Annotated in this window: 7 protein-coding genes, 7 pseudogenes and 1 riboswitch; of the genes and pseudogenes, 9 read left to right on the top strand and 5 right to left on the bottom strand. The window is 58.5% G+C overall.

Going from position 1 to position 12186, the window contains the following annotated elements; translation table 11 throughout:
• The first annotated feature begins 139 nt into the window (after nt 1-139).
• A riboswitch (SAM riboswitch) is annotated at nt 140-218 on the top strand.
• The 5 genes and pseudogenes from metX to N7E01_RS04815 all read left to right on the top strand — a co-directional run bounded on the left by metX (nt 210) and on the right by N7E01_RS04815 (nt 4538).
• Nucleotides 210-1437 (top strand): annotated as a pseudogene (gene metX / locus N7E01_RS04835) (homoserine O-succinyltransferase MetX). Its footprint overlaps the riboswitch before it by 9 nt.
• A complete protein-coding gene (gene metW / locus N7E01_RS04830; RefSeq protein WP_434089556.1) occupies nt 1434-2057 on the top strand; it encodes a methionine biosynthesis protein MetW in 624 nt (207 codons plus the stop codon). The pseudogene metX and the gene metW overlap by 4 nt, the downstream one beginning before the upstream one ends.
• Nucleotides 2058-2103: 46 nt before the next feature.
• Nucleotides 2104-3321: pseudogene (locus N7E01_RS04825) on the top strand (muropeptide transporter).
• Nucleotides 3322-3324: 3 nt separating this feature from the next.
• On the top strand, nt 3325-4107 hold the full coding sequence (locus N7E01_RS04820; protein WP_289174810.1) for an exodeoxyribonuclease III: 783 nt from the start codon (nt 3325-3327) through the stop codon (nt 4105-4107).
• Between the two features lie 3 nt (nt 4108-4110).
• Nucleotides 4111-4538 (top strand): annotated as a pseudogene (locus tag N7E01_RS04815) (PACE efflux transporter).
• An 83-nt stretch (nt 4539-4621) separates the two neighbouring features.
• Here the strand turns inward: N7E01_RS04815 and N7E01_RS04810 are convergent.
• Nucleotides 4622-5418, bottom strand: a pseudogene (locus tag N7E01_RS04810) (DODA-type extradiol aromatic ring-opening family dioxygenase).
• A gap of 88 nt (nt 5419-5506) precedes the next feature.
• Here N7E01_RS04810 and pyrE point away from each other — a divergent pair.
• Nucleotides 5507-6178, top strand: a complete 672-nt coding sequence (gene pyrE, locus N7E01_RS04805; protein ID WP_289174809.1) for an orotate phosphoribosyltransferase — start codon at nt 5507-5509, stop codon at nt 6176-6178.
• On the opposite strand, the gene gatB is transcribed toward pyrE, so the two are convergent.
• The 4 genes and pseudogenes from gatB to gatC form a co-directional block, all read right to left on the bottom strand.
• Nucleotides 6175-7629: an Asp-tRNA(Asn)/Glu-tRNA(Gln) amidotransferase subunit GatB gene (gene gatB, locus N7E01_RS04800; RefSeq protein ID WP_289174808.1), complete on the bottom strand. Its 1455-nt coding sequence runs from the start codon at nt 7627-7629 to the stop codon at nt 6175-6177. The genes pyrE and gatB overlap by 4 nt on opposite strands.
• A complete protein-coding gene (locus tag N7E01_RS19285; RefSeq protein WP_434089555.1) occupies nt 7629-8423 on the bottom strand; it encodes an amidase family protein in 795 nt (264 codons plus the stop codon). The genes gatB and N7E01_RS19285 overlap by 1 nt, the downstream gene beginning before the upstream one ends.
• 77 nt (nt 8424-8500) lie before the next feature.
• A pseudogene (locus N7E01_RS19280) lies at nt 8501-9144 on the bottom strand (amidase); the annotation flags it as partial.
• A 26-nt stretch (nt 9145-9170) separates the two neighbouring features.
• Nucleotides 9171-9478, bottom strand: a pseudogene (gatC, locus tag N7E01_RS04790) (Asp-tRNA(Asn)/Glu-tRNA(Gln) amidotransferase subunit GatC).
• A 183-nt stretch (nt 9479-9661) separates the two neighbouring features.
• Between gatC and N7E01_RS04785 the strand changes: the two are divergent.
• The 3 genes and pseudogenes from N7E01_RS04785 to mreD all read left to right on the top strand — a co-directional run bounded on the left by N7E01_RS04785 (nt 9662) and on the right by mreD (nt 12169).
• Complete coding sequence (locus N7E01_RS04785; RefSeq protein WP_289174807.1) at nt 9662-10705, top strand: rod shape-determining protein; 1044 nt, start codon at nt 9662-9664, stop codon at nt 10703-10705.
• Nucleotides 10706-10728: 23 nt separating this feature from the next.
• Nucleotides 10729-11603 (top strand): annotated as a pseudogene (gene mreC, locus N7E01_RS04780) (rod shape-determining protein MreC).
• Nucleotides 11604-11614: 11 nt separating this feature from the next.
• Nucleotides 11615-12169, top strand: coding sequence for a rod shape-determining protein MreD (gene mreD, locus N7E01_RS04775; protein WP_289174806.1), 555 nt, complete (start codon nt 11615-11617; stop codon nt 12167-12169).
• Nucleotides 12170-12186 lie beyond the last annotated feature (17 nt).

Here is a 12186-nt window from a genome sequence, read left to right as displayed (position 1 = left end):
TGTCCTTCTGGTGGGGCCTGACCTGGGTTTCTACAAAACCGCATGTTTTGAAATTATTTGACATAAATGTATCAATTATTTCAAAGCTCGCCAACCAGGATGGTTAAAAGCATCCACACCAAGGTGCTAAAATCGTTTTGAAATTTCCAGCGCCGATTTGCTTGATCTGCTTGCGGGCGCGTCATAAATCCAGCTAAAGAGGTCCGCCTATGGCCCCTTCATCAAACACAGCTACACAAAACACACGTCCTGTCACCGTGCCGCCAGGTTCTGTCGGTATCGTTTCTCCTGAATACATTGGTTTTGACGAACCCTTGCAACTGGTCAGCGGGCAGGTTTTGCCGCGTTACGAGCTTGCCGTTGAAACCTATGGCACCTTGAATGCCGACCGCAGTAATGCGGTGCTGGTATGTCACGCCCTTAACGCGTCACACCATGTGGCGGGAATTTCGGCCAGCGATCCCAACGATATCGGCTGGTGGGACAACATGGTTGGTCCCGGCAAGGCGCTGGATACCGACCGTTTCTTTGTGATTGGCGTGAACAACATTGGTTCATGCTTCGGTTCTACCGGGCCGGCCAGTATCAACCCCGAAACCGGCAAGCCCTGGGGGCCGCATTTCCGATGCTGACCGTACAAGACTGGGTGCAGGCCCAGGCCCGTCTGGCTGATTACTTCGGTATCAGGAAGTTTGCGGCAGTCATGGGGGGCTCGTTGGGGGTATGCAAGCGCTGGGGTGGTCAATGACCTGTCCCGATCGTGTGGGGCACTGCATTGTCATTGCCAGTACCCCGCGCCTGTCCGCCCAGAATATCGGGTTTAACGAAGTCGCACGCCGTGCCATCATCACCGACCCTGATTTTCACGGGGGTGATTACTACGCCCACAATACGGTGCCGCGCCGTGGCCTGTCGCTGGCACGCATGGTGGGCCACATCACCTACCTGTCTGACGATGACATGGACACCAAGTTCGGTCGCACCCAGCGTGAACCGGCCGAGGGTGGCGAGTTTCATTACGGCTATGGCGTCGAATTTGAGGTCGAGTCCTACTTGCGCTACCAGGGCGAAAAGTTTTCCACTTATTTTGATGCCAACACGTATCTGCTGATTACCCGGGCACTCGATTACTTTGATCCGGCACGTCGTCATGGCGGTGATCTGGCCAAAGCACTTGACACGGTAAAGGCCGGGTTCTTGCTGGTTTCATTTACAACCGACTGGCGTTTCCCTCCTTCGCGTTCACGAGAAATCGTTGAAGCCTTGCTGAAAAACAAGTTGCCAGTCACCTACGCCGAGATTGATGCGCCGCATGGCCACGATGCTTTCCTGCTGGACGATCGTCGCTACCATGCCGTGGTGCAGGGGTATTACGACCAGATCGCGCGCGAACTGGGCCTGCCCGAACGGACACGTACCCTGGGGGTGCTGGCATGATGACCAAGATTCCTTCCTCAAGCATGGAAAATCGTCCCGACCTGTTGCGTATCGCCCAATGGATAGCACCGGGCAGCCGCGTGCTTGACCTGGGCTGCGGTGATGGCACTTTGCTGGCGTGGCTACGTGATCACAAACAGGTTGATGGCGCCGGCGTCGAGTTTGACGACACCCGGGTGATTGCCTCGGTGCAGCGCGGTGTAAGGGTCATACAGCAAAACCTGGAAGAAGGGTTGGCCCTGTTTGCCGACCAGCAGTTTGATTCGGTGGTGTTGTCGCAAACCTTGCAGTCCATGCACCACACCGAACACATTTTGCGCGAAATGGCGCGAGTAGCCCGCTACGGCATTGTGTCGTTTCCGAACTTCGGGCACTGGACGCATGGCTTGTCGATTCTGAAAGGGCGCATGCCGGTCACCGGCCAGATGCCCTACGAGTGGTATAACACCCCCAATATTCATTTGTGTACGATGAGCGACTTTGAAGATCTGGCGCGTCAGCTGGGTTTGAAGGTCACCCATGTGGCCGCCTTCAACCAGGGTAAGGAAGTCAGGTTTCTGGCAGGCTGGCGCAGTGCGCTGGCGGTTTACCGGTTTGAATCACCGTACGCACCGGTCTGACGGAGCGCATCATTTCAACCTTCAATAGTGTTTATGCCAGCCCCGGGTGTACCCGCTGCTGGTGCTTGGCTTTGCCAGCGGCTTGCCGCTGGCTCTGGTCACCGGTACGCTGCAGGCTTGGGCAACGGTTTCAGATGTTTCACTGCAAAACATCGGTTTTCTGACGCTGGTCGGCACCGCTTATACCCTTAAATTCCTGTGGGCGCCGCTGGTTGACCGCTATGCTCCGGATTTTCTGGGGCGCCGACGCAGCTGGATGTTTTTCACCCAGGTGTTGCTGGGGTTGTTCATTATCCTGATGGGCACCTTGTCGCCCTCGACACACCTGGGTCTTCTGGCGGCAGCGGCGGTTATCGTTGCTTTTTTATCGGCAACACAAGACATTGCCTTTGATGCGTACAGTACCGATGTCTTGCGCGACAATGAGCGCGCGGCCGGGGCGGCCTTGAAGGTATTGGGGTACCGGCTGGCCATGATTGTGTCCGGCGGCCTTGCCCTGGTGCTGGCCGGTACGTGGCTGGGCTGGCAATACACCTACGCCTTGATGGGTGTATTCATGCTGTTTTGCGCTTTTGCCACAGTGCTTGCGCCCGAACCCGAGGTTGTCGCGGCCGCGCCCCGTACTTTGGGGTGGCCGTTGTAGCGCCTTTGGCCGAGTTTTTCAGCCGTCGGGGTGCCGTTCTTATTTTGCTGCTGATTGTGCTGTACAAGCTGGGCGATGCGTTTGCCGGGGCGCTGTCGACCACGTTCCTGATTCGCGGAGCGGGGTTCAGCACCGAAGAGGTGGGGGCGGTAAACAAGATTTTTGGCCTGATTGCCACCATTGTGGGCGCTCTGGCCGGGGGCAGTATCATGGCCCGCCTGGGCTTGTACCGGTCCTTGATGATCTTTGGTCTGTTGCAGGCGGTATCGAATTTTGGCTACTGGGTGCTGGCCGTTACGCCGCCGCATCTGTATTCCATGGGTATCATCGTGGCCATTGAAAACATTTGCGGGGGCTGGGTACCGCCGCGTTTGTGGCCTTGCTGATGGCTCTGTGCAACCAGCAGTTTTCGGCCACCCAGTTTGCCTTGTTGTCAGCCTTGTCGGCCGTGGGGCGTACGTATCTGGCCGGTCCATTGACACCGCCACTGGTCGAGGCCATAGGCTGGCCCCATTTTTTGTTTTGACGGTAGTGATTGCGTTGCCGGGTTTGGTGCTGCTGTGGTTGAAGCGCACTGAAATCCGTGCCCTTGATTCTACCGGCCGTGAAGCGGAATCCTGATTTATGCTGCGTGTTATTTCGGCTAACCTGAACGGTATTCGTTCGGCGGCCAACAAAGGTTTTTTCGAATGGCTGCCGCAACAGAAGGCCGACTTTATCTGTCTGCAGGAACTGAAGGCACAAGACGCCAACCTGACCCCCGAAATGCGTACCCCATCGGGCTACCAGGGGTATTTCCATTATGCTGAAAAGAAGGGCTACAGCGGTGTGGGTATCTATGCTCGCCAGACGCCCGATCAGGTGATTGAAGGGCTGGGTGTGCCTGAAATTGATGCGGAAGGCCGTTATATCGAACTGGTGTACGACGGTTTTTCAGTCATTTCGGTGTATTTGCCCTCAGGTTCCAGTGGTGATCACCGCCAGGCCGCAAAATACAGTTTCATGGACGTTTTCTACGGCCATTTGCAGGCGCTGGCCCAGGCCGGGCGCCGTGTTATTTTGTGTGGTGACTGGAACATTGCCCACAAAGAGATTGACCTTAAAAACTGGAAGGGCAATCTCAAGAACAGCGGGTTTCTGCCTGAAGAACGGGCCTGGCTGACGCGGGTATTTGACGAGCTGGCGTGGGTTGATGTGTTTCGCCGGCTTTACCCCGATGCACAAGGCGAGGCCTACACCTGGTGGAGCAACCGGGGTCAGGCGCGCGCCAACAACGTGGGCTGGCGTATTGACTACCAGATTGCCACGGCCGACATTGCGGCTACCGCCACCCGGGGCTGGGTGTTTAAAGACCAGTGGTTCAGCGACCACGCGCCTTTGATCATTGACTACGACACGGCGCTGTAAATCATGCAGGGCATCAAGCGCAGGGTAGTGTATGTGTCACTGTATGAAGGCATTGCGATTGCCCTGACGGGAACCGTGTTGTATTTGCTGGGTTACGACGCGACCAGTGCAGGGGTGGCCTCGGTGGCCGCCTCCGCCATTGCCGTTGTGTGGAATCTGGCCTGGAACATCATTTATGAACGCTGGGAAGCGCGTCAGCGCAAGCGTGGCCGTAGCCTGGGCCGACGCCTGATTCACGCCATCGGTTTCGAGGGGGGCTGGTGGTGTTCCTGGTGCCGTTCTTTGCCTGGTGGCTGAACGTGTCATTGTGGGAAGCCCTGGTGCTTGACGCCGGTTTTATTGTGTTTTTCCTGGTGTACACCTTTGTGTTCAGCTGGGGATTTGACCGGGTATTCGGGCTGCCGGCATCGGCGCTGCCACGCTCGGGTTAAACCGTTGCCGGCACGAACACATCAACGGCCTGGTACCTCATGGCTGCTTGCAGGCAACCCTGCAAGACACCGGGTGCTACCGGTTAACCAAACCTGAAACTTGACGCCGTAATGTTCGCAAACGCGGTGACCTCGTGGTGGACACAGGTCGCCGTTTCTGTTTCTGCGGCACCCGTGGCCACCATCAGGGGAAGCAGGTGGTCTTCGCGCGGGTGGGCGCGACGGGCGGCAGGTGCGTTTTCCCAGTCGCACAGGGCGGCGCTGCGCTGGCTGATCGGGTCTTGTACCAGCACTTTTTGCAACCAGGCATCAAACTGGGCTGACGGCTCGGCACCAATGCTGCGAATTTCGCGCAGGTTGTGGTAGCTCAGGCCACTGCCAATGATCAGCACGTCTTCATCGCGCAGGGGTGCAAGGGCGCGGCCAAGGGCCAGTGCAGTTCAGGGTCGAAATGGGTTTCAATCGACAGTTGAACGACCGGAATATCAGCCTGTGGCCACATGACGGCCAACGGCACAAATGCCCCATGATCAAAACCGCGTTCGGTGTCGATGGCATGCGGCAGACCTGCGGTGTCCAGCAGGCCGGCAACACGACGGGCCAGTTCGGGCGAACCGGGAGCAGGGTATTGAATCTCGTAAGTATGGGGCGGGAAGTTGTAATAGTCATACAGCATGGGCGGGTTCGGGTTGCCCATGATCAGGAAACCGCCATCGGCTTCCCAGTGCGCCGACACCATAAGTATGGCTTTGGGTTTGCGCGGCAGTTGACTGGGTATGTCGCGCAGCGCTGCGGTCAAAATGGCGTATTTTTCGCTGGCTTCCGGCATCCAGGGCCAGGGGCCGCCACCGTGTGAAATGTAGTAAACAGGCATTCGCATAGGGGATCCTTCTGTATGGGCCGGCTGCCCGGCAAAGATATTATCGACGATAATGTGGTTTTAGTTCTTACCTGATTAGTGTCTGCCCATGTCCGAAACCACCACACGTACCGATTTCGTCAAATTTTCACTTCAGCAGGGCGTTTTGCGCTTTGGTGAATTCAAGGTCAAGTCAGGGCGTTTAAGTCCTTATTTTTTCAACGCCGGGTTGTTCAATTCGGGTTTGTCGGTGGGTCGCCTGGCGCAGTTTTATGCCCAGGCCCTGGTCGATTCCGGCCTTCAGTTCGACATGCTGTTCGGGCCGGCCTACAAGGGCATTCCGCTGGCGACAGCGACAGCAGTGGCGTTGTCACAGCATCCGGCCATGCAAGGTCGCGACATCCCGTTTGCGTTCAATCGCAAAGAGGCCAAAGACCACGGCGAAGGCGGGGTGCTGGTGGGTGCTCCGTTGCAGGGGCGTGTGGTGATTATCGATGACGTGATTACGGCCGGTACGTCGGTGGGTGAATCGGTGCAGATCATTCGTGCGGCAGGGGCAGAGCCTGCGGCTGTTCTTATTGCGCTTGACCGCATGGAGCGCGCCGGCCCCGATGACGCCTTGTCGGCGCATTCGGCCGTACAGGACGTATCTAACCGCTATGGCATGCCGGTGGTCAGCATCGCGTCGCTGGCCGACATCATGGCACTGCTTGAAAACAGTACCGATCTTGCGGTACACCGCGATGCCGTCGCGGCTTACCGCAAGAAATACGGCGTTTAACCCAGCTTTTCCTTCAGCAGGTCGTTGACCTGCTGCGGGTTCGCCTTGCCCTTTGCGGCCTTCATGATCTGGCCGACCAGTGAATTGAAGGCTTTCTGTTTGCCAGCGCGATATTCTTCGACAATGGCCGGGTGGGCGGCCAGGACATCGTCAACCATCTTGCTGATGGCACCGGTGTCACTGATCTGCTTCAGGCCTTTGGCGTCGATGATGGCATCGGCCTCACCGCCATTTTCGCCGGCCCACATGGCTGCAAATACATCTCGGGCGATTTTGTTGGAAATGGTGCCATCGATGATGCGTTTGATCAGGCCAGCCAGGGCTTCAGCGCTGACCGGGATGGCATCGATGTCTTTTTCGTCGCGGTTCAGTGCAGCCGAGACTTCGCCCAGTACCCAGTTGGCGGCCAGCTTGGCCTGGCCGTCGGGCAGGTGTCTGGCGGTGGCTTCAAAATAATCGGCAACGGCGCGGCTCATGGTCAATTGAGCGGCATCGTAGCCGGTGAGGCCCAGGTCGGATTCGAAGCGCTTGCGCTTGGCGCCGGGCAATTCGGGCATGCTGGCCTTGACGCGCTCAACCCATTCGGGGGCAATCACCAGCGGCGGCAGGTCAGGGTCGGGGAAGTACCGGTAATCGTCGGAATCTTCCTTGCTGCGCATGCTGCGTGTTTCGTCTTTGTCGGCGTCGTACAGGCGGGTTTCCTGGCGCACCTTGCCGCCATCTTCGATCAGTTCGATTTGCCGTTGTGCTTCGTGAATGATGGCGCGTTCAAGGAAGCGGAACGAGTTCAGGTTCTTGATTTCGCAGCGCGTGCCAAATTCGGCCTGGCCTTTGGGGCGAACCGATACGTTGGCGTCGCAGCGGAATGAACCTTCCTGCATGTTGCCGTCGCAAATACCCAGCCATACGACCAGGCTGTGCAGGGTGCGCGCGTAGGCTACCGCTTCGGCCGCCGAACGGATTTCGGGTTCAGAGACGATTTCAAGCAGGGGAGTGCCGGCGCGGTTCAGGTCGATGCCGGTGGACGATTCGCCATGCGGCCCGGTGAAGTTCTCGTGCAGTGATTTGCCGGCGTCTTCTTCAAGGTGGGCACGTGTCAGGCGAACTGTTTTTTCGGTATCGCCGACAAAAAACCGGATTTCGCCACCTTGAACGACCGGGAGCTCAAACTGGCTGATTTGATAGTTTTTGGGCAGGTCGGGGTAAAAGTAGTTTTTGCGCGCGAAGATTGAGCGCGGCGCAACATGGGCCCCCACCGCCAGGCCAAAGGCAATCGCGCGTTCGACCGCACCGCGGTTCATGACTGGCAGGCTGCCGGGCAGGGCCATGTCGATTTCGTTGGCTTGCGTGTTGGGCAGGGCGCCGTAGGTGGTGCTGCTGCCCGAAAAGATTTTGGATGCCGTCGATAGCTGGGCGTGAGTTTCAAGCCCGATGACAATTTCCCATTCCATTATTTCAGTTCCGGTTTACGTTGATGCCAGTCGGTGGCTTGCTGGAAGCGGTCGGCGACAGCCAGGACCTGACCTTCACGGAAATAGTTGCCGATGATCTGCAGCCCGACGGGCAGGCTGGAATCGGCGCCGCCAAACCCGCAGGGGATGGAGGCGGCCGGCAAGCCGGCCAGGCTGACACCCAGCGTGTAGATATCGGCCAGCCAGTCGGCGGTAGGGTCATCACGGTTGTCGCCGATGCGTTTGGCAACGGTTGGCGTGACCGGCCCCATGATGACGTCGCACTGCCCGGCAAAGGCCTGCTGGAAATCGTTGGCGATCATGCGCCGGACGCGCTGCGCCTGCAGGTAGTAGGCATCGTAGTAGCCATGGCACAGCACATAGGTGCCAACCATGATGCGCCGGATGACTTCCTGGCCGAAACCTTCGGCGCGTGACCGGCTGGTCATGTCAGCCAGGTCAGTATAGCTGGGGGTGCGATACCCGTAGCGAACCCCGTCGTAGCGCGACAGGTTGCTGGAGGCTTCGGCCGGCGCAATGACGTAGTAAGCCGGGATGGACAGTTTGGTGCGAGGCAGTGAAATACTGACACGTGTGGCGCCCAGCGCTTCGTACTGTTGCAGCGCGGCCTCGACGGCGGCACCCACGTCGGCTGACAGGCCTTCGTTGAAAAATTCGGTTGGAACACCAATGCGCAGGCCTTGCAGGGTTTCGACCCGTTGGCGTCGAAGCGGGCAACTGCGTCGTTGAATTCGCTGCGAATACGGCCAGGCGCATTGGCGACGCCGTCGCAAAACTCAAGGCTGGTGGAGTCACGCTCGTCGAAGCCGCTCATGGTGTCGAGCAGTTCGAGCAGGTCTTTGGCGTGGCGGGCCACCGGCCCGGCCTGGTCAAGACTTGAGCCGAAGGCAATCATGCCAAACCGCGATACCATACCGTAGGTGGGTTTGATGCCGCTGACCCCGCACAGGGCGGCGGGCTGGCGTACGGAGCCGCCCGTGTCGGTACCTGTGGTGGCCGGCACGATACCGGCGGCTACGGCAGCGGCCGAGCCCCCGATGAGCCGCCTGGTACATGGTTGACATTCCAGGGGTTGCGGGCCGGGCCAAACGCAGAGTTCTCGTTGCCGGAGCCCATGGCGAATTCGTCGCAGTTCAGTTTGCCGATGGACACGGCACCAGCCTGGGCCAGGCGTGACACCACGGTGGCATCGAACGGGCTGGTGTAGTGTTCCAGCATTTTGCTGGCGGCGGTGGTGCGCCAGCCTTGCGTGACAAAAACGTCTTTGTGGGCGATGGGTACCCCGGTAAGGGCATCGGCCTGACCCGATGCCAGCCGGGCGTCAGCGGCGCGTGCCTGGGCCAGCGTGAGTTCGGGGTCAATGTGCAGGAACGCGTTCAGTGATGCGTGAGCCTGGGCGGCCTGCAGCGCACTGTTGGCCAGTTCTGTGGCGCTGACCTTGCGCGTTGTCAGTGCATCGCGCAGTGCGGCAATGCTGTCATATTCGTGAGACATGGACATAAGTAATATTCGGTGAGAATTTATTCAATGACCGTGGGCACCAGGAACAAGCCTTCGGTTTGAGCCGGTGCGTTGGTCATGAGGGCGTCGCGCTGTCCAACCGACTGTGTGGGCAGAGGCTGGTCGTCACGCAGGCGCAGGGCAATGTCTTGATGTGCCGACAGGGGTGTGCCATGGGTTCGATGCCGGAGGTGTCAACGGCTTGCAGTTCTTCAATGAGGCCCAGGATGCCGTTGAGTTCGGTTTGCATGGTTTGGCTGTCGGATTCCGACAGTGCGATGCGCGCAAGACGCGCGACGCGGGTGACGTCGTCTTGGGTAATGGCCATGGAATAGTCCGGTGAAGAGTCCGTTACTAAAAATTGAAGGGGCAGACTGGCGGCCCCTGGCTAAACCCAATTATAAGTTATCATTTATGGCTAAATCTCTTAATTAGGCCCGTGGTGCGCGTGTTAATCTCTGAACCGCGATGGCTTGTTAACTCGCTTCTAATTTATCTCTACTGAGCGCACATGTTCGGATTTCTCCGCAGTTATTTTTCCAGCGATATGGCCATCGACCTTGGTACGGCCAACACGCTTATTTACGTTCGTGGCAAGGGTATTGTGCTTGATGAGCCTTCGGTCGTCGCCATCCGCCACGATGGTAGCCCCAATGGCAAGAAAATCATTCAGGCGGTAGGCCGCGAGGCCAAGCAGATGCTGGGTCGTGTGCCGGGAAACATCGAAGCCATTCGCCCCATGAAAGACGGCGTTATTGCCGATTTCACCGTCACCGAGCAAATGCTCAAGCAGTTTATCCGCATGGTTCATCCGGGCAGCATGTTTGCACCCAGCCCGCGCATTATTGTGTGTGTGCCCTGCGGCTCAACCCAGGTCGAACGCCGCGCCATTCGCGAATCGGCACTGGGTGCCGGTGCCAGTCAGGTGTATCTCATCGAAGAGCCCATGGCCGCCGCCATCGGTGCGGGTCTGGGCGTGTCCGATGCCAGCGGTTCCATGGTGGTCGATATCGGTGGCGGTACCACCGAAGTGGCCGTTATTTCGCTGGGCGGCATGGTCTACAAGGGTTCGGTGCGTGTCGGTGGCGACAAGTTCGACGAGGCCATCATCAATTACATCCGCCGCAATTACGGCATGCTCATTGGCGAACCCACGGCCGAATACATCAAGAAAGAAATCGGTTCTGCCTTCCCGGGTGCGGAAATACGCGAAATCGAAGTCAAAGGTCGCAACTTGTCCGAAGGTGTGCCGCGCAGTTTCACCGTGTCGTCCAACGAAATCCTCGAATCGCTCACCGATCCGCTGAACCAGATCGTTTCCGCGGTCAAAACGGCGCTTGAACAGACTCCGCCCGAACTGGGTGCCGATATTACCGAAAAGGGCATTGCCCTGACCGGTGGCGGCGCGTTGCTGCGCGACCTTGATCGTCTCTTGCAAGAAGAAACCGGTTTGCCCGTCATCGTGGCTGAAGACCCGCTCACCTGCGTTGTCCGCGGGTGCGGCGAGGCGCTCGAGCACCTCGAGCGCCTGGGTACGGTCTTCATCTACGACTGAACCAGACGGTGCGGCTTTGACCGATGCAGCGCAATCCGAATCTTCGTTTGTTCAAGCGGGGGCCTGCGCCCGAGGTTCGGCTGCTGGTCATTGTTCTCATCAGCCTGGTATTGCTGGTGGCTGATTCGCGCTGGCCGGTCTTTGACCCGGCCCGTCGCGTGGTGTCGCTGCTCATCTATCCGTTTCAGCGCATTGCCATGGCGCCCCGCGACCTGGCTGATGTCGTCGATAGCTGGTTCAACGCGGCCAATCAGGCCCGCACTGAAAAAGAAGCCCTGCAGCGTCAGCGTATCGAGCTCGCCCAGCTGGCCAGCCACATGGCCCAGCTGTCCACCGAAAATCAGCAGCTCCGGCGTCTGCTGAGCGTGACCGAACTGGGTGAACAGAAGTCCATTGCAGTCGAGGTGCTCTACGAGCCAGCCACGGTATTCAGTCGCCACCTGATTTTCAACAAAGGCAGCTCCAGCGGTATTGCGCCCGGCATGCCCGTCATCGATGAAGGGGAGTGGTGGGCCAGATCATCCGGGTTACACCGCTCACCTCCGAGGCGGCACTGCTGACGGACAGCAAGGTTTCGGTCCCGGTTCAGGTTGTACGCAATGGTTTGCGTCTGATCGCCTTTGGCGGGAACCCCGATGGCAAAGTCGAGGTCAGATACCTGCCGGTGAATGCCGATGTGCAGGTGGGTGACGAACTGGTCACCAGTGGTATTGGCGGCTTGTTCCCCGCCGGGCTGGCGGTGGGACGTATCGAAGACGTCTTGCGTGATACGGTCAGTGGTTTTGCCATGGGGCTGGTCAGGCCATCGTCCCATCCTGAACGTTACCGGCATTTTCTGGTACTGGACACGAGCGGTGCGGCAGATACCCCGGCTTCTGAACCCGTGGTCAACGAATAGGCATTGCGCTCATGAACAGTCCTGGTTTCCGCTCGTCGCTCAGAGATCTGCAACCGCTTGATACACGCTCATTTGCCAAGTCTGCCAGTCTGTGGCTGGTATGGGGTTCGGTGCTGCTGGCCTGGGTTGTTTCGTTGTTGTCGTGGCGGCTCTGGACGCCGGCACCAAACGTGCTGCTGCTGGTGCTGGCATTCTGGTGCCTGTATGAACCGCGCCGCGTTAACCTGTTCACGGCATTTTTATTCGGTTTGCTAATGGACGTCCATGACGCCGCACCCTTGGGTGGCCAGGCCCTGCTTTATGGGCTAACCACCTACGGTGTCGTATTGCTGAGCAAACGGTTGCAGCGTTTCAATGCCGTCGTGCAGGCATTGCATCTGTTGCCGGTTTTTGTGGTGCCCGGGGCCGTTTACGGTTTGATCAGTTCGTGGCTGGCCGGGCAATGGATAGGCTGGAGCTGGTTATGGGCGGCCTTGTTCACCGTCGCCTTATGGCCGATCGCCTATATTTTGCTGCATTATTTGCCCAATCGTATGCACGATGACATCGAAACCGGGGCGGCGTAACGCCAGCGCCAGTACGC

This window comes from Neopusillimonas aromaticivorans (genome assembly GCF_030344915.1).
GTDB lineage: Bacteria > Pseudomonadota > Gammaproteobacteria > Burkholderiales > Burkholderiaceae_B > Neopusillimonas > Neopusillimonas aromaticivorans.
This window is presented reverse-complemented; position numbering and strand designations above follow the sequence as displayed.

What these genes read in the sequence shown, in the direction of transcription:
- metW (WP_434089556.1), top strand. Translation starts at nt 1,434, where the DNA reads ATGATGACCAAGATTCCTTCCTCAAGCATGGAAAATCGTCCCGACCTG.
- N7E01_RS04820 (WP_289174810.1), top strand. Translation starts at nt 3,325, where the DNA reads ATGCTGCGTGTTATTTCGGCTAACCTGAACGGTATTCGTTCGGCGGCC.
- pyrE (WP_289174809.1), top strand. Translation starts at nt 5,507, where the DNA reads ATGTCCGAAACCACCACACGTACCGATTTCGTCAAATTTTCACTTCAG.
- gatB (WP_289174808.1), bottom strand. Translation starts at nt 7,629, where the DNA reads ATGGAATGGGAAATTGTCATCGGGCTTGAAACTCACGCCCAGCTATCG.
- N7E01_RS04785 (WP_289174807.1), top strand. Translation starts at nt 9,662, where the DNA reads ATGTTCGGATTTCTCCGCAGTTATTTTTCCAGCGATATGGCCATCGAC.
- mreD (WP_289174806.1), top strand. Translation starts at nt 11,615, where the DNA reads ATGAACAGTCCTGGTTTCCGCTCGTCGCTCAGAGATCTGCAACCGCTT.